General features: G+C 40.4%; 15 protein-coding genes and 12 tRNA genes. 7 read left to right on the top strand and 20 right to left on the bottom strand.

Annotated elements, in window-relative coordinates:
* Positions 1 to 185: 185 nt before the first annotated feature.
* Complete coding sequence (locus ACIQ0C_RS25755; RefSeq protein WP_402837124.1) at positions 186 to 1,325, bottom strand: zinc-dependent alcohol dehydrogenase; 1,140 nt, start codon at positions 1,323 to 1,325, stop codon at positions 186 to 188.
* Between the two features lie 155 nt (positions 1,326 to 1,480).
* On the bottom strand, positions 1,481 to 2,401 hold the full coding sequence (locus ACIQ0C_RS25750; RefSeq protein ID WP_402837126.1) for a glycerophosphodiester phosphodiesterase: 921 nt from the start codon (positions 2,399 to 2,401) through the stop codon (positions 1,481 to 1,483).
* A gap of 682 nt (positions 2,402 to 3,083) precedes the next feature.
* Here ACIQ0C_RS25750 and ACIQ0C_RS25745 point away from each other — a divergent pair.
* Positions 3,084 to 4,310: an ATP-binding protein gene (locus ACIQ0C_RS25745; protein WP_403065343.1), complete on the top strand. Its 1,227-nt coding sequence runs from the start codon at positions 3,084 to 3,086 to the stop codon at positions 4,308 to 4,310.
* 60 nt (positions 4,311 to 4,370) lie between these two features.
* Here the strand turns inward: ACIQ0C_RS25745 and ACIQ0C_RS25740 are convergent, their stop codons facing one another.
* Positions 4,371 to 5,204 (bottom strand): ABC transporter permease, encoded by an 834-nt coding sequence (locus ACIQ0C_RS25740; RefSeq protein WP_403065340.1) that lies wholly within the window; start codon positions 5,202 to 5,204, stop codon positions 4,371 to 4,373.
* Between the two features lie 23 nt (positions 5,205 to 5,227).
* Entirely contained in the window at positions 5,228 to 5,995 is a 768-nt protein-coding gene (locus ACIQ0C_RS25735) for an ABC transporter ATP-binding protein (RefSeq protein WP_403065337.1), read from the bottom strand.
* Positions 5,996 to 6,376: 381 nt separating this feature from the next.
* Here ACIQ0C_RS25735 and ACIQ0C_RS25730 point away from each other — a divergent pair, with 381 nt between their 5' ends.
* A complete protein-coding gene (locus ACIQ0C_RS25730) occupies positions 6,377 to 7,366 on the top strand; it encodes an ABC transporter substrate-binding protein (RefSeq protein ID WP_403065334.1) in 990 nt (329 codons plus the stop codon).
* A 29-nt stretch (positions 7,367 to 7,395) separates the two neighbouring features.
* Positions 7,396 to 8,289, top strand: a complete 894-nt coding sequence (locus ACIQ0C_RS25725; RefSeq protein ID WP_403065331.1) for a TauD/TfdA dioxygenase family protein — start codon at positions 7,396 to 7,398, stop codon at positions 8,287 to 8,289.
* Positions 8,290 to 8,529: 240 nt separating this feature from the next.
* Here ACIQ0C_RS25725 and clpP read toward each other — a convergent pair whose 3' ends face one another.
* The 3 genes from clpP to ACIQ0C_RS25710 form a co-directional block, all read right to left on the bottom strand.
* Complete coding sequence (gene clpP / locus ACIQ0C_RS25720; RefSeq protein ID WP_403065328.1) at positions 8,530 to 9,114, bottom strand: ATP-dependent Clp endopeptidase proteolytic subunit ClpP; 585 nt, start codon at positions 9,112 to 9,114, stop codon at positions 8,530 to 8,532.
* Between the two features lie 30 nt (positions 9,115 to 9,144).
* A complete protein-coding gene (locus tag ACIQ0C_RS25715) occupies positions 9,145 to 9,852 on the bottom strand; it encodes a sigma-70 family RNA polymerase sigma factor (RefSeq protein WP_403065326.1) in 708 nt (235 codons plus the stop codon).
* 358 nt (positions 9,853 to 10,210) lie between these two features.
* A complete protein-coding gene (locus ACIQ0C_RS25710) occupies positions 10,211 to 10,537 on the bottom strand; it encodes a hypothetical protein (protein ID WP_403065323.1) in 327 nt (108 codons plus the stop codon).
* 359 nt (positions 10,538 to 10,896) lie between these two features.
* On the opposite strand from ACIQ0C_RS25710, the gene ACIQ0C_RS25705 reads away from it, so the two are divergent.
* Positions 10,897 to 11,418 (top strand): tyrosine-type recombinase/integrase, encoded by a 522-nt coding sequence (locus ACIQ0C_RS25705; protein ID WP_402837195.1) that lies wholly within the window; start codon positions 10,897 to 10,899, stop codon positions 11,416 to 11,418.
* The gene (locus tag ACIQ0C_RS25700; RefSeq protein ID WP_402837144.1) at positions 11,405 to 11,599 is read left to right on the top strand and encodes a hypothetical protein; all 195 of its coding nucleotides are present in this window, start codon (positions 11,405 to 11,407) and stop codon (positions 11,597 to 11,599) included. The genes ACIQ0C_RS25705 and ACIQ0C_RS25700 overlap by 14 nt, the downstream gene beginning before the upstream one ends.
* Positions 11,600 to 11,728: 129 nt before the next feature.
* Here the strand turns inward: ACIQ0C_RS25700 and glsA are convergent, their stop codons facing one another.
* Positions 11,729 to 12,670, bottom strand: a complete 942-nt coding sequence (gene glsA, locus ACIQ0C_RS25695) for a glutaminase A (RefSeq protein ID WP_403065381.1) — start codon at positions 12,668 to 12,670, stop codon at positions 11,729 to 11,731.
* Positions 12,671 to 13,148: 478 nt separating this feature from the next.
* On the opposite strand from glsA, the gene ACIQ0C_RS25690 reads away from it, so the two are divergent.
* Both ACIQ0C_RS25690 and ACIQ0C_RS25685 read left to right on the top strand, forming a co-directional pair.
* Complete coding sequence (locus tag ACIQ0C_RS25690; protein WP_402837146.1) at positions 13,149 to 13,352, top strand: hypothetical protein; 204 nt, start codon at positions 13,149 to 13,151, stop codon at positions 13,350 to 13,352.
* A gap of 421 nt (positions 13,353 to 13,773) precedes the next feature.
* Entirely contained in the window at positions 13,774 to 14,064 is a 291-nt protein-coding gene (locus tag ACIQ0C_RS25685; protein WP_402837148.1) for a hypothetical protein, read from the top strand.
* Between the two features lie 363 nt (positions 14,065 to 14,427).
* On the opposite strand, the gene ACIQ0C_RS25680 is transcribed toward ACIQ0C_RS25685, so the two are convergent.
* The 12 genes from ACIQ0C_RS25680 to ACIQ0C_RS25625 all read right to left on the bottom strand — a co-directional run bounded on the left by ACIQ0C_RS25680 (position 14,428) and on the right by ACIQ0C_RS25625 (position 15,568).
* Positions 14,428 to 14,508: transfer RNA gene (locus ACIQ0C_RS25680), tRNA-Leu, on the bottom strand.
* An 8-nt stretch (positions 14,509 to 14,516) separates the two neighbouring features.
* Positions 14,517 to 14,590, bottom strand: a tRNA-Cys gene (locus ACIQ0C_RS25675).
* An 8-nt stretch (positions 14,591 to 14,598) separates the two neighbouring features.
* Positions 14,599 to 14,673, bottom strand: a tRNA-Gly gene (locus tag ACIQ0C_RS25670).
* A 3-nt stretch (positions 14,674 to 14,676) separates the two neighbouring features.
* Positions 14,677 to 14,751, bottom strand: a tRNA-Gln gene (locus ACIQ0C_RS25665).
* Positions 14,752 to 14,786: 35 nt separating this feature from the next.
* Positions 14,787 to 14,862 (bottom strand) — tRNA-His (locus tag ACIQ0C_RS25660).
* A 17-nt stretch (positions 14,863 to 14,879) separates the two neighbouring features.
* A tRNA-Trp gene (locus tag ACIQ0C_RS25655) sits at positions 14,880 to 14,953 on the bottom strand.
* Positions 14,954 to 14,963: 10 nt separating this feature from the next.
* Positions 14,964 to 15,047: transfer RNA gene (locus tag ACIQ0C_RS25650), tRNA-Tyr, on the bottom strand.
* Between the two features lie 16 nt (positions 15,048 to 15,063).
* A tRNA-Thr gene (locus ACIQ0C_RS25645) sits at positions 15,064 to 15,139 on the bottom strand.
* A gap of 7 nt (positions 15,140 to 15,146) precedes the next feature.
* Positions 15,147 to 15,222, bottom strand: a tRNA-Phe gene (locus ACIQ0C_RS25640).
* 12 nt (positions 15,223 to 15,234) lie between these two features.
* Positions 15,235 to 15,310: transfer RNA gene (locus tag ACIQ0C_RS25635), tRNA-Asp, on the bottom strand.
* A gap of 5 nt (positions 15,311 to 15,315) precedes the next feature.
* Positions 15,316 to 15,389, bottom strand: a tRNA-Met gene (locus tag ACIQ0C_RS25630).
* A 103-nt stretch (positions 15,390 to 15,492) separates the two neighbouring features.
* Positions 15,493 to 15,568: transfer RNA gene (locus ACIQ0C_RS25625), tRNA-Val, on the bottom strand.
* Positions 15,569 to 15,584: the final 16 nt, after the last annotated feature.

Raw genomic sequence — 15,584 nt, 5'->3', positions numbered from 1 at the left:
CCCTTTAAACGAATGCCAGCCATCATAGTAAAAAAGCCAGTAATCCTGATTTCCTCAGATCACGGGCAAGATGATCATTTATATTTCACATAAATTGATCGAAGTTTATGGTGTATTATCGGTAAACGTATAAATGTAAAAAATCCAATGCAGCTCATGGGCATTGGATTTTTTATAGCTTCACATTATGGCTTTAGCACCACTTTAATACATTCATCTTCGTGATCGTTAAAGATTTGATAAGCCTCACTCGCTTTTTCGAGGGGGACTTTATGGGATATGATTTCCGTAGGGTCGAACTCTCCAGCCGTGATTTTATCAAAAAGCTTGGGCATGTAGTGAATGACCGGTGCTTGTCCCATTTTCAGGTTAATGTTCCGCTCGAATATATTGCCTAATGGGAACATATTATATTTCGATCCGTACACGCCAGTCAGTTGGATCGTGCCGAATTTACGTACGGCGTTAAGTGCAATCTCGATCGCACTTAACGTTCCACCCTGAAGTTTCAGCTTTTGCTCAATCGCCTCTATCGTTGATTTCTTTCCATCCATTCCCACACAGTCTATGACCACATCGGCCCCGCCTGAAGTGATTTCCTTAATGTATCTGCCCATATCGTTATACTCATCGAAGTTATACGCCTCCACCTTATTCATCTGTTTAGCCTTATTGAGTCTATAAGGAAGATTGTCGATGGCAATGACCCTTTTTGCTCCTTTCATCCAAGCGAACTTCTGAACCATCAAGCCAATCGGCCCACAGCCCAATACCGCTACCGTATCACCTTTCTTGACGCCAGCGTTCTCTACACTCCAATATGCGGTTGGCAGCACATCGGACAGGAACAAAAGCGCTTCATCCTCAAGTTCACATGACTCTGGGATGACAAATGGCATGAAGTTTCCATATGGTACCCTAAAATATTCTGCCTGCCCGCCTGGATAGTTCCCATATCGTTCCGTAAAACCAAAGTACCCGCCTGTATCCACCGCTTCATTGGGGTTGGAATTATCACATTGACTCTCCATATCATGTTCACAATAATAACAGTGCCCGCAAGAAATGTTGAAAGGCAAGACAACCCTGTCTCCTTTTTTCACCTTTGTCACTTCCGGACCCACCTCTTCGACGATCCCCATCGGTTCATGGCCAATGATATAATCTTTATGCGTCGGCAAAGCACCCTGATATATATGGAGGTCGGACCCGCATATAGCTGTTGAAGTCACTCGTACGATGATATCATCCTTTTGCTGAAGTTTCGGATCTTCAACTTGTTTTACCTGAATATCTTTTGCTCCTTGAAACGTTACAGCCTTCATAATCAACCTCCCAAAATTTTCTTATTACCTTTAATATACCCATCCACAAGACTGCTAAGCCTATGAACACCTGATTTTCCCAGGAATTAGAAGTCCTTCATTGCAAAAAAGCCCCGGAAAACCGGGACTCACCTATGAAACCTTTATTTAGTACTTTATTTATTGCCATTATTATTGTGCTTGTACTCTCTTAGTACCTCATTGAAAACATCGGGATAATTCGTAAACAGCCCCGTTGCACCCCATTCAAGAGCCTTTTTCATATCGGCTCTTTCATTTACTGTATATGGATGGAATTGAAGGTCATGGTTGCGAACCATCTTCACATATTGTCCGTCTACCTTACTGAAGTTCGGGCCAACGCCAACTGCATATTCCTTTATCGATTCCAATTCTTGATCGGAAATGGTTGCTTGGTTCTTGTAAGAAAAAAGTTGCACAAGCGGTAACTTTGGATTCAAGTCGTGAACCTTCATAAGGCTTTCTTTACTGAACGATTGTATTAATACATTCTTGGTACGGCCTTTTGAATCCACCATTTTATATTCTTCCAGAACCTGCAGAAGTTCTTCTTCCATTCCTGGATACACATCAGGGGACTTTGTTTCGATATAGTAATTGGCCTGCTTGCCGAACTTCTTAAAGACTTCTTCAAGAGTGGGAACCGTTAACCCTTCATATACCTCTTTTGCCAATTGCGGATATTTTTCATTGAACCATGTACCAGCATCCAGTTTCTTGATTTCTGCCAGCGTTAAATCCTTCACAAGACCAGTACCATTCGTTGTACGATCCACCTTTTCATCATGCATTGCTATCAATCTTCCATCCTTGGTCATTTGCAGATCGATTTCTATGTAGTCGCCCTTCATTTGTTCTCCCAATTGATAAGCTGGAATGGTATGTTCAGGTGCATAACCAGAAGCTCCCCGATGTGCGATATTCACGATTTTCTTCTCATAAATAGACGAATTGGAATGATTTCCTTTTGCTGCTGAAGCCCCCATGGAAGTAGCCTGCAATATAAAGGCCGCACTCATCATACATAAACCGAATTTCTTTAGATTCGTTTTCATTTCCCTCTCCCCCTCCTCTTATTACCATCATTTTAAAAGGGAAATATGAATCTACAACGAATATAATGTAAAGAAATAATATATTAGTCAAAATGAGTAAAATAACCCATCAAATACACTACCCGCAGTGTAGTTTGTTGTACCTGACCAAACAGGTGAATGACAGCTTAGTTCCTTGGATTAGAAACCCACTAAAAGCGTCTTTTTCTAAAAAAATCGCAAATGAAAAATGTGCTAAACATGGATACTGGTAATCCAATAAGAAGATATAAAAAGTTTCTTGGCATATACATATTGAAATAGTAGAAAAAAACGGTCATCCAAATAAATATAACTAAATATTTCCAAACCCTTGGCATTTCTTAACTCCTTACTTCGCTTTTATATAAGTCTTTACCTGCTAACAATTTAAGTCTTCCATATCCATAATAAATAAAATTCAAAGCCGATAAATTCCAGCTATTAGATGGGATGTCCCAATGTTTACATACCTTGGGAGCCCGGACGCTTAACTCCTTTACCTCCCCTTGCGGTACTGAATTCTACCCGAACCTCGCTTGAAGAAATGACCAATTCTAAAAATATAGATAAAAAGACTATCGATGACAATTTCTGATTTACAAAAAACTAGTATCATATTACTATTAAACAAACAAACAGAATATTAATATTAAGGGGAATTATGTTAAAAAATTATCAATATTATCAAAACAAACACCGATTTATACTGAAGGCATTCATGACAATGATATCCTTTTTATTATTAGTTGGGATTTCTGTATCACCTATAAGTTGGAAAGAAAATCCCTACGAGATGGCAATACAGGTCATTTTAATATCGGGGTTGATAATTTCTCTGTTATTTTTCTTAAAAACAGAAGTCAATTTTTATAAAACCCTATTCATTTTCTTAATTACTGTTTATTTATATAGCAAATTTTGGATATTCCCAGATACCGCAATCATGCTGGCTTTATTTGCTATAGCACCGTTGTTTCCCATTTTTCTCTTTGATAAAATCGGGTTTTATATTGTGGCCACTTTAAATATCATATTAGGCCCCGCTTCCATCTTGATCATTTCAAAAACGGATCTTCAATACTCTTATGAATATGTCGCTTTGGATGGTTTCGGCAACACGCTTAATTTCATCGCTATACAAATCATATTGGTATTCGTATTCATAGGAACCAATAATAGGATGGAATCCACTAATGCATTTCATAAGGAAATACAGCAGGCTAAGCAATTGAACTCAGTCGGACAGCTAGCTGCCACCATTGCACATGAGATACGTAATCCGATTACAGTCGTTAAAGGGTTTGCCCAGTTATTAGATCAAGAGAAGGAACTAAATGAAACGGAAAAATTTTATGTACAGACCATGCTTACGGAACTTGAATATACACAAGTGATAATCAATGACTATTTGTCTTTGGCAAAACCGCAAACGGATAATGTACAGGTCATTCCTTTAAATTATGAAATCCAAAAGATTTCCGACCTATTAACCAGTTTCGCCAATAATCGCAACATAGGCTTTCTCCTGGATTTCCGTGACGATCTGTACATTAACATGAATCCCATCGAGCTTAAACAGATATTGGTCAATATCATGAAAAATGGAATTGAGTCAATGAACAAACCCGGATTTATCAAGGTGGAAACAGAGCAGGAACGCACTATGGCCAAAATACGAATAACGGATACAGGAATAGGCCTCTCAAAAGAACAGCTTGAAATACTAGGAACCCCATTTTATTCACTTAAAGATAGGGGAACCGGTATCGGTCTGACCGTTTGTTATTCCATCGTTCAAAAATACAAAGGGAAAATCATGGTACAGAGCGAAGTGAACAAAGGAACATCGTTCACCATTTATTTGCCCTTATATAAAAAAATAGATTAAACATACATACCAAACAATAAAAAGGATGCCCCCATCACCCGGCGGTCATCCTTTTTCAATTTAGGCTTTAAAACTATCTTGCCATTTGAGCAAATGATTTTCTAAAAAGCGGACAAACGAGTCTGAGATTTTACCAGCGAGGGCAAAAATGATGATGCCTACGAATACGACGTCCGTTTGCATGAATGAACGGGCATCCTGGATCATGAAGCCCACCCCTCTATCCGCACCCAGCAATTCAGCGACGACCAGGCACATCCAAGCCGCACTTAAGGCTAAGCGGATACCAAGCAATATGTTTGGCAATGCTGCCGGAATCATGAGCTTCGTTATTTGCTCCCGACGGCTAAACTCTAGGATACGGGCAACATCGTACAGTTTTTTATCCACATTCCGCAGGCCCAAAAATGTTTGTAAATAAAGAGGAAAAAAAGCACCCAAAGCAATTAGCAGCACTTTGGATAGTTCGCCAAATCCGAACCACATAATGAATAAAGGGGTAATCGCAAGTAAAGGAACCGTTCGTAACATTTGAATGCTTGGGTTAAGATATTCTTCGGATTTTTTTTGCATCCCAACAATCACTCCTAACAATAAGCCTAAAAAACCCCCTAAGGCAAAGCCAAGAAGAGCCCGCGTCAAACTGATTTGTAAATGCATGCCCATTTCCCCCAACTGAACGAGATCAATGAAAGTCTTGACGATCAATGAAGGTGATGAGAACAATTGGGCAGGCAGGATGCCAACCGAACCTAATGCTTGCCATGCAATCAATACGACAACAGGGAGAACCGAACCCCGCAATGCCGATTTGGCAAGTTGGGATTGTTTTGTCCTTTCCCTTATGACAAGGGACTTGTTTTGAGCAACGGTCTGTGTAGACATAATTTTCATCCTTCCTTTTTTCAAATATTTAATTAAATGCTCCAATCTTCCACTTCAACTGAATGATGATCAAGTTGGTTTAATATGACGGACCGGAACTCCTGAAACGCTTTGCTTGTTCGAATTCTTGGATATGGCAAATCAATGGGAACGATAGCTTTAATCCGTCCCGGCTTTACATCCATGACGACCACTTTTCTCGATAAAAAGATGGATTCATCAATATCGTGGGTGACAAGCACCATCGTTGTCTTATTCCTTTCCCATATTTCTAGTAAAGCCTCTTGAAGATGCGTTCGCGTGAATGCATCCAATGCACCGAATGGCTCATCCAGCAATAAAACTTCAGGATTACGCAATAAGGCCCTGGCAATGGCAACACGCTGCGACATTCCACCTGATAATTGACGTGGATATGCGTTTTCAAATCCTTTTAGTTTAACAAGTGAAATCAAATCATCCACCCTTTTTCGAATGTCCTGTTTCTTTAATGGAAGGTTACCTGCAATATTCTTCTCCACGTTTAGCCATGGAAATAAGCGATGCTCCTGAAAAATGAAACCACGGTTTTTAGATGGGGCGCTAACCGGGTGATCCCCTGCCATGATCAAGCCGTCAAAGTCTGAATCAAGTCCTGCGATCAACTTTAATAATGTGCTTTTCCCGCATCCGCTCGGACCTATGATGGTGACGAACTCACCATTGTTGACGGTGAAATTCAAATTATCCAAAACATGAATACTTTCATTCTCATTCTTAAATGTTTTGCTGACAAGATTGATTTCTAACGTCGCAACCAATACCCTCACCCTTTCTCAAATAAAAAACTAGAGATCCAGCAATAAGGCACATATTGTCCCTTTGCTGAATCTCTAGTTAACTAGTCGATTCAATATTTCATTTTATCTTAACCTATCGATTATTTATAAGCAACACCTAATACCAATTTATTTTATCGGATTAATCAACAAAGTAATTGACAGATTATTCTAACATCTGTTAAGATGCATTCATACACAAATCCGCTTCACAAAGGAGCCAATTAAATACAGGTCATGTGAATCAACTGGACTACCGGAGATTCAATGAAGAGTAACCAAGCAAACTCTTCGTTGAATCTCTTTTTTGTCATTAATCTGACTATCCAGCTGTGGTACGTGTATTAAAAAAGGAGGGAATTCATGAAGGAATATCGTAACAAGTTAACCGCAGCATTACTTGCCATCATTAGCCTCGCTGTATTGGCAGGCTGTAATTCCGATGCCGGCAAAGCTTCCGGGAAAAGTGACCCCCTTAAAGTTCATATTGCCTTAAATGGCAAGATGGGGCCATTGGTCATCGCAAAGGAAAAGGGATTGTTCAACGAAGAATTTTCTAAACTGGATGCCCAAATCGTGTGGAGTGAATTCCCGAGTGGTCCCCCGCTTTTGGAATCCCTTGCTTCCAATCGGGTTGACCTGTCTTTTTTAGGGGATGGTGCACTGATTGCCGGCATTGATAAGAATCTGCCATTCGAAGTGATTGCACAAACAGGCCGGGGTGAGTCATCTGTCCGGATCCTGTCTCAAGCGGAAAGTAATATAAAGCAGATTGAAGACTTAAAGGGAAAAACGGTCGGTGTTGCTTCGGGGACAACGGGTCATGTGTATTTAATCAAGGCATTGAAAGCCCATGGTTTAACGACTGATGACATTAAACTCATCAATTTGCAACCAGATGATGCTCAGGCGGCTTTTGAAACGAAACAATTGGACGCCTGGGCGATATGGAACCCCTATTACCTTAATAATATTGAAAAAGGGAATGCTGTCGCACTTAAAGTAAAAGGAAAAATATTAGCTCCTGGTGCAATCATTGCACGTAAGGGCTTTGCCGAAGAGCACCCTGAAATTGTCGAGGCCTATTTAAAGGTTTATAAAAAAGCTGCCGATTGGCAAATCGAGAATCCAGATGAAGCATCTGAAATTTATTCCAAAGAAACTAAATTGCCTGTGAGCACGGTAAAGACAATCATAACGGCCGAGAAACCAAATATCTTTTTTACCGAAGATGCCATCAAAGCACAACAAGAATCAATCGATACTTTAGCTGGTGTGGGATATATCAAGAAATCATTTAATTTTAAAAATCAGATCCACAATGAATACATTGATGAAGCCTTTAAAAAATAAAAAACTTACCTTATTGGAGGAGATTGATTATGACGGAAACTAAAACACAACAATTGAAAGTGGTACCGGTAGCAGGAAGGATTGGAGCGGAAATTCAAGGAGTGCAATTAAGCGGGGACTTGGATTTAACTATTTTCAATGAAATCAAACAAGCGTTAAACGATCATAAAGTCGTATTCTTCAAAGGTCAAAATCATTTAGATGATGCCAGCCAAGAAGCCTTTGCCAAACTATTGGGTGAACCTTATGCACATCCTACAGTACCGGTCAAAGACAATACGAACTATATTTTCGAACTTGACTCCGAACGCGGTGCTAAAGCAAACCATTGGCATACTGATGTCACTTTCGTTCCAGAAGTCCCCAAATACTCTATTTTAAGAGGTGTAACCATCCCTGATGTTGGCGGAGATACAGTTTGGGCAAATACGAATGAAGCATATGAGGACCTGCCGGATGGATTGAAGAAATTAGCGGACGGACTATGGGCAATCCATACAAATGAATATGATTATGCTCAATTCAAACCGGCTGAAAACATTGATGATGAGGTTAAAAAGAAGTATCGTGATGTATTCGAATCGACCATTTATAAAACAAGGCACCCAGTCGTTCACGTGCATGCAGAAACCGGAAAAAGGCATTTATTATTAGGTGGCTTTGCTGGTAGAGTGGAAGGATATACAACAAGTGAATCCGAAAGATTATTAAGCATCTTCGATTCATACGTCACGCGCTTAGAAAATACCGTGCGTTGGCAATGGAGTGAAGGGGACGTGGTCATTTGGGATAACCTAGCCACGCAGCATTACGCTATTGCCGATTACGGGGACCGGCACCGCGTCGTTCGCAGGGTCACAGTAGGAAAAGACATTCCCGTAAACAAGGAGAACGAGTCCAGCAGACTAATTATTAAGAAATAAAACTCCGTATCGAATGTAAGGTTCCATTACTTGACTGCCCCATAAGCGAATGAAAACATTCCAAACGGCCTTATTGCAGGAAGTTTGAGTGTTTTCTTTATTGAGCAGGACTTGCCAACTCGCCAGGTATGGGGTTTTGTGGATAAATAGATGGAGTAATGTAAAAAGGTAAAAAAGAAACTGCCAATCTAATATCGGCAGTTTCTTTTCGTTTTCGTACAGCCAGCGTCTTTATCAGAATTAATTATCCTGAACGATTATTTCATCGATTATCCCGTAATCCTTCGCCTCATTTGCACTTAAGAAGTAATCGCGATCTGTGTCCTTCGCCACCTTTTCGATAGGCTGACCGGTCCTTTCCGAGACGATTTGATTGATATGATCCTTTAGCTTCAAGATCCTTCGGGCAGAAATTTCTATTTCCGTTGCTTGCCCCCTCGCCCCACCAAGCGGTTGATGAAGCATGATTTCACTATTTGGCAAAGCGCACCTTTTCCCTTTCGTCCCCGCCAATAAAAGCATGGCACCGAATGATGCGGCCATCCCCGTACATACAGTCCGGATATCAGGCTTAATATATTGCATCGTATCATAAATGGCGAAACCGGCACTGGTCGATCCCCCCGGACTGTTTATGAAGATGGTAATTTCTTTATCAGGTGCATCCGCTGCCAAGAATAACAATTGGGCAACCACACTATTGGCTAAATGATCGGTGATTTCTTCCCCGATCATGATGATACGATCTTTTAGAAGTCTGGAATAAATATCGTACGAGCGCTCCCCCTTGCTGGATTGCTCAATTACATATGGAATGGTGGTCATATCTCTTCTTCCTCCTAACAATAATATTGGCTATGCAGCCATTGAGAGTGTGTTTGAAGGAGTGAAGCTTGATTTGGAAAGATTCGAATGATTCATCAGTTTAGGAATCATCGATTCACTGTTCAGGGATTTGAAAGATGGGATGCTTCTAATGAGGATATCAGGATTTTGGGCTTTTAACGCCTGTGTCATCAGGGACATGAGCCGCTGCTCCTCCTCATCCTGCCAATCTTCCACGCAAGACAACCTACGCTCTTCAACGTCATTCTCTAAACGCTTCTTCACACGGTTCAAGATTGCCTTTACTGCCGTTTCCGTGGTGTTCAAGTAATCTGAGATTTCTTTTGACCGGTAGAGGAATCCTTCCTTTAATATGAACACTACAGCTTGTTTCGGGGTAAGGGATTTTACTATATATTCAACCGTTTCAAAGACATTTCCCCCAACTGCCCCCAACTGTTCGGTATCCAACAGATCGTCTAAGGATTCTTTTTTCCTTTTTCGTATCGTATCAATCCAGGAATGTCGGGCTATCGTCTTCAATAAAGCTGTTGTTATCTCTGTTTTCTTACCATAGCCCTGCATTGCCTTCAATATCGTTTCCTGAGCCAAATCATCCCCATCCCAATTATTTTGGGTCAGGAATCGGCAAAACCGAATCAATTCAGGATAAACTTCACGCAAAATCGCACCGTTATCCTTTTCTTCAGGAATATCTTCCTTCAACTTATTTATCATTTTTCTCACTCCTTCAACACCCTCTATCCTATAAACGTTTCAGAAAGAGAAAAAGATATGGGGGTGAAAAATTTTCCTTCATTCTTTATATTCTATTCCATTTTTTCCATTGGATTTCCTTTCATACTAAAAACCTGTTTGGTTAAGACCCAAACAGGCTAATATAGGCCTCCCCCGCTGTGTACCCGGTTCGTCACCAATCATTTCAGTGTAGACCTTATTTTCCAAACACTTATTATTCCCCGTGCATCCGGCTCCATTCCAATAAGCCAGCCAGACGCTTGGATGTGACGTACCTGATGTCTCTGGTGTGAATCCTGAATTTACAATTGCCGGGTGAGCCATGGGAACCTTGCTGCTATTCCAAGTGTTCAATGCATTCGACCGTGTATTCGCTAGGTTCCATTTCGTTTTCTTCAATACCAAACCAACTGGAAGAGCGGCTTTCATTAGCGCTATCTTTACAATAGTTCACCATAGAACCTGCTGGATTTTCTTCAGACTCTTGATCGCCCATCTCTTCAATATCCACTGATCGCTCGTTATGACGCTCACTGTCTGACTTTTCATTATCCAGGTCTGCGAACATGAACATGCAGTAAAAAACCAAAACCATAATTGCCATGGTAATCAACCTTGACAGTATAGGCAGTAATTTTTTCAATATAGCTAAAACTCTCTTCATGGTGGTTTCCCCAATCCTGCTAAAGCATATTAAATTCAGAATGAATTAATTCACCTATTAAATATCCATCAATAACACTAGTTTAGAAAAATATTACTATTTTCATTATATCAAGTTCCAGAAGTTTTTATTGTTATTATTCAATAAACAACTAAAAATACTCCGAATCCTATAAAATGGACAGTCCAAAAAATATACAATATACCCCTCAAATTGACTTCCATCCTTTTTCAGTGTTACTCTTAAAAGTATACATTCAAAATACTGATTCCATTGGCGTGAATTAAGGGTGATCACTTTTGCCAAAAGAACATTTAATAGACGTTCAACCAATCAGATCATCGGAAAAATTAGATGATATGAAATGGTCATTGAAAAGACATTGCAGCGAGAGAGACTACATATTGTTCTTGTTAGGCATCAATACCGGCTTACGAGTGACTGATCTTTTATCACTGAAGATAAAGGACATAAAAGGCAAGAGGGAGGTCATCATCAAGGAAGGGAAAACAAAAAAGCCAAGAATGATACAGCTTAACAATGTCTGTAATGAATTGGCCGCCTATATAGCCACCATTGATGGTGAATGGCTATTCCCCTCACGCAAGGGCGATAAGCCAATAAGCAAGATACAAGCTTACAGACAGCTTAATAAAGCAGCGGACATGGTGGACATCGAGGGCGTCGGTACACATACCATGCGGAAAACATTCGGGTACTGGCACTATAAACGAAGTAAGAACCTTGCTGAGTTACAAATGATCCTTAACCATTCACATCCCGTAATTACACTTAAGTACATTGGGATTGCTGATGAAGGAACAAAGGACAGCATAAACGACTTTACACAATGGGAGGACGGAAGAAATGTCACTGACTGAATACAATGCAAAATATGAATATATCATTCGCAGCAATATTTCCGACAGACAAAAGGCATTGAAATTAGCTGATCTAATGACCGATATGGAAAGCCAGCTAAGGAATGAAACCGGGGAACATCGAAATAAAGAGGTAAATGCTTTATATAAAAAAGTATCTCTTTTCTCCAACTTGTTATGAAATTGTCCTAAGACCTTGCCCTTATGTGCAGAGGTCTTTTTTTTTGCCTTTAAAATAAATGATTTGTTTCCTTAAGACTTTACACTGAACTTATTTAACATCCGACTCACTCGGTAATGGCTTCTATGTTTACAAATTAAACATACTTAAGGAATACTTTTTCGCCATCATTTCCAAGATTTTTATCCCGGCAACGCTGTTCCCCTTCTCATCCAAAGCCGCACCATAAATTCCAATCCCACATTTTCCGGGGACAGCCCCCATGATTCCCCCTGACACACCGCTTTTAGCCGGAATGCCAACATTAATGGCAAATTCACCTGATGCGTTATACATGCCGCAGGTAACCATGAATGTCTTGCAAATACGGGCAATGTCCCCAGGGATGATTTGCTTTCCCGTCAGCAAATCTTTCCCATTCATGGCCAGCACACAGCCTATCCTCGCTAAATCCTGACTGTCCATTTCAATGGCACACTGCTTTGAATACAACTCGATTAAATCCTCCACATCCTCATTTATTACATTATGCTGCTTTAAAAAATAACTTAACGACCTATTTAAGTCTGCTGTATTATATTCCGACCGGGCAACATCTTCATTAAAGCCGATACTCGGATTTTGCGTCAACTCCCGGATAAAATGTAAAATACGTTGAAATCGCTCGGTTACACTGTCACCCGCAATCATGTGGGTCACAGTCAATGCGCCTGCATTGATCATCGGATTTAACGGTTTGGATGGCTTGTTTGTCTCTAACTTGGCAATCGAATTAAAAGGATCGCCAGTGGGTTCTTTTCCTACATAGGAAAAGACATAATCCTCCCCTTTTTCCATTAATACAAGAGCAAGTGTCAAAACTTTTGATATGCTTTGCAGGGTCATTTTACCTCTTACATCACCAGCACAATATCCTTTACCGTCAGGATAGTAAATAGCAACAGACAAATCCCCAGGATTCGCCTTTTCAAGAGCCGGTATATAGTCTGCCACTGTTCCGTTACCCGTAAATTTTTTTGCCTCATCAACCAGTTGCTGTAATTCGTCATTGGACCTGCATTGACATCCCATATTGTTCACAATTTTCCGCCCCTTAGAAAATTTGTTTTGTGAATTGTTCTTAGATAGTGTTTTTTTATTTATTACCATATTTCATCGATATTATTTATAAAACTGCGAAGCGGCTACTTTCCTGGTCTTTGATTTCTTAAATAACAATTTCTAAAGAAATTTTTAATTGCTCTTCCATTTATTATTTACTGATTTTAAAGCACCCTTTGTAAGGTCATGCCCTTCTGTCTAATGCACAGGTACTGATTTATTTTAGTCGTGTTAAAGAATAAGAAAAACAACAACATATATAGCAACGGTCAAACTGTAAGACAGGTAAGCGCGCCTTGTATAAAAACAGGGGCAACTTCTATGTTCTCTAAAGATTTAATTGAAAAAAGAAGGAATTAGAAGAGCTCAGACGGAAATATAGACCATACGAATATTATCGCATAAGCTTTCATATGTATTTCACACTTGATGGAAAGTAGGAAAAGACATGGGAAAATCGAAAAGTTTACAAGAAATCTATAACGCCAACCGTCCAGAAAATAATGAACTGTTCCGAACGATACAACAGCAGCTACAAATGAAGCATCCAGACAAACGAATGACAACTACGAGAACAATGCAAATAATTGTGGCTGATAGTGTTTCATCTGGAGAGCTGCGTAATGTGGAGGCCCGCCTTCTTTACAGTTAATAAGGATCTGTTTTTTCATAAGCCCCTTTGAAATTTTCGAACACAGAAAGGATCTCATCAATGAAAGAATTTCTAAAAAATTGGCCATTTGGTTGAATAAAGTAAATGGAATGTAGTAAATAATCCAACTAGTTATAATCTAGCCTAATACCCTAACAATCGAGCTTGAACCAACATGTTACATGTAATTTGGTTCGTTTCGTAAACAAAACTTCATTCTTTCGCCTACTTCATACGTTTCGGTCAATAATATTTTTCTTTGGAAAAGTCTCAGGTATTCTATTACTCAATTTTGAATATATATCTACTTTCAACTGGGGAGTAAAAATGCTCAAAAGATAAAGATTGACAACATTTTTAGAGTGACTCATACTAGTAGTGACTCGGATGACAGAATATTATGAATAGTGGAGGGGTAATTATGAATAAGATTTTCGTTCCTAACGCAATCGCCACTTTAACAAGACTTTTCTACAGTTCGACTACAACGAATGAGTATTTAGCGATGAGAACCGCTCAATTCTACATTGAAGACCTGAAGTTACTGCAAGACGTGGAGGCTGTTGCCTTGGCAATCGAAAATCAAAATGCTTTCGCGTTAATGTCTAAATTTAAATTATTTGATTATAAGGCTGCCGAAAAAATTGAAATCGCACTTTCCTCTTCTGGCTATACGGAAGCAGACTTGAATGCTATGAATATTGAAATCTAAAATCATTTATCAATCAGTTTACGGAACGAATGGTAGAGCTAATACTCTTTCCATTCGTTTTTATTTTTAATCGTAGTAACAAACGTGCTCTAAACTATTGCTGATTTATTTAATGGAGAATTCATGTATCGTTTCATAACTTCTATAGACGTATGTCACAGTTTATGACATTTCCAAATACATTTCATCTCCGATAACTTGCATCACTTTTATTCGCACTGTATGCTCCTTCGTTTCAATTCTCCCTTTTTCAATACCCCCGCATTTTATTTATACATATTTTGCAGTGCGTAATGAACACAAAAAAGCTTCACACAATTAAGTGTGAAGCTTTTTGTAATAGCGATTCTTCGCTATTGGTGATACCGGTGGCCGGGGTCGAACCGGCACTCCAGAGGAACACGATTTTGAGTCGTGCGCGTCTGCCAATTCCGCCACACCGGCATGTATGTTGGAGGCGGCAACCGGAATCGAACCGGTGGTAAAGGTTTTGCAGACCTCTGCCTTACCGCTTGGCTATGCCGCCAACGTTTTTGGAGCGAAAGACGGGATTCGAACCCGCGACCCCAACCTTGGCAAGGTTGTATTCTACCACTGAACTACTTTCGCATATGGCTGGGCTAGAAGGGATCGAACCTTCGCATGACGGAATCAAAATCCGTTGCCTTACCGCTTGGCTATAGCCCATTAACGTTGTAATCATTATATCATATTTTTTAAAATGGGGCGACTGATGGGAATCGAACCCACGAATGCCTGAACCACAATCAGGTGCGTTAACCACTTCGCCACAATCGCCATTATAGGATTTAATTTGGCAGGGGTAGTAGGAATCGAACCCACACTGGAGGTTTTGGAGACCTCTGTTCTACCTTTAAACTATACCCCTGTAATAAAGATGGTGGAGGGGGGCAGATTCGAACTGCCGAACCCGAAGGAGCGGATTTACAGTCCGCCGCGTTTAGCCACTTCGCTACCCCTCCGCATATGGATGAAACATGGTGCCGGCAAGAGGACTTGAACCCCCAACCTACTGATTACAAGTCAGTTGCTCTACCAGTTGAGCTACACCGGCACTACTATGGTGGCTCAGGACGGAATCGAACCGCCGACACAAGGATTTTCAGTCCTTTGCTCTACCGACTGAGCTACTGAGCCAAGCAATAAAAATGGCGGTCCCGACGGGAATCGAACCCGCGATCTCCTGCGTGACAGGCAGGCATGTTAACCGCTACACCACGGGACCATAGATTGCGGGGACAGGATTTGAACCTGCGACCTTCGGGTTATGAGCCCGACGAGCTACCGGACTGCTCCACCCCGCGACGGTAATAATGTTGCTAATGTGCATCAAGTTTTCGTGTTAAGTGTTTCAATGGGCTGAATAATCAATCCTTTATGCAGAAACAACCTGATCTTGTTGAAAAATGGTGGAGGATGACGGGATCGAACCGCCGACCCTCTGCTTGTAAGGCAGATGCTCTCCCAGCTGAGCTAATCCTCCAATATGTTATCTAAAT

The sequence above is a fragment of the Peribacillus sp. NPDC096448 genome, assembly GCF_044762675.1.
Taxonomy (GTDB): Bacteria; Bacillota; Bacilli; order Bacillales; family DSM-1321; genus Peribacillus; species Peribacillus frigoritolerans_B.
This window is presented reverse-complemented; position numbering and strand designations above follow the sequence as displayed.

Excerpts from the sequence above, each read along its gene's own strand:
- glsA (WP_403065381.1), bottom strand. The coding sequence starts at position 12,670 with ATGGGATGTCAATGCAGGTCCAATGACGAATTACAGCAACTGGTTGAT.
- ACIQ0C_RS25685 (WP_402837148.1), top strand. The coding sequence starts at position 13,774 with ATGAATAAGATTTTCGTTCCTAACGCAATCGCCACTTTAACAAGACTT.
- ACIQ0C_RS25740 (WP_403065340.1), bottom strand. The coding sequence starts at position 5,204 with ATGAAAATTATGTCTACACAGACCGTTGCTCAAAACAAGTCCCTTGTC.
- ACIQ0C_RS25700 (WP_402837144.1), top strand. The coding sequence starts at position 11,405 with ATGTCACTGACTGAATACAATGCAAAATATGAATATATCATTCGCAGC.
- ACIQ0C_RS25755 (WP_402837124.1), bottom strand. The coding sequence starts at position 1,325 with ATGAAGGCTGTAACGTTTCAAGGAGCAAAAGATATTCAGGTAAAACAA.
- ACIQ0C_RS25730 (WP_403065334.1), top strand. The coding sequence starts at position 6,377 with ATGAAGGAATATCGTAACAAGTTAACCGCAGCATTACTTGCCATCATT.
- clpP (WP_403065328.1), bottom strand. The coding sequence starts at position 9,114 with ATGACCACCATTCCATATGTAATTGAGCAATCCAGCAAGGGGGAGCGC.
- ACIQ0C_RS25750 (WP_402837126.1), bottom strand. The coding sequence starts at position 2,401 with ATGAAAACGAATCTAAAGAAATTCGGTTTATGTATGATGAGTGCGGCC.
- ACIQ0C_RS25710 (WP_403065323.1), bottom strand. The coding sequence starts at position 10,537 with ATGAAGAGAGTTTTAGCTATATTGAAAAAATTACTGCCTATACTGTCA.
- ACIQ0C_RS25745 (WP_403065343.1), top strand. The coding sequence starts at position 3,084 with ATGTTAAAAAATTATCAATATTATCAAAACAAACACCGATTTATACTG.
- ACIQ0C_RS25705 (WP_402837195.1), top strand. The coding sequence starts at position 10,897 with ATGAAATGGTCATTGAAAAGACATTGCAGCGAGAGAGACTACATATTG.
- ACIQ0C_RS25690 (WP_402837146.1), top strand. The coding sequence starts at position 13,149 with ATGGGAAAATCGAAAAGTTTACAAGAAATCTATAACGCCAACCGTCCA.
- ACIQ0C_RS25725 (WP_403065331.1), top strand. The coding sequence starts at position 7,396 with ATGACGGAAACTAAAACACAACAATTGAAAGTGGTACCGGTAGCAGGA.
- ACIQ0C_RS25715 (WP_403065326.1), bottom strand. The coding sequence starts at position 9,852 with ATGATAAATAAGTTGAAGGAAGATATTCCTGAAGAAAAGGATAACGGT.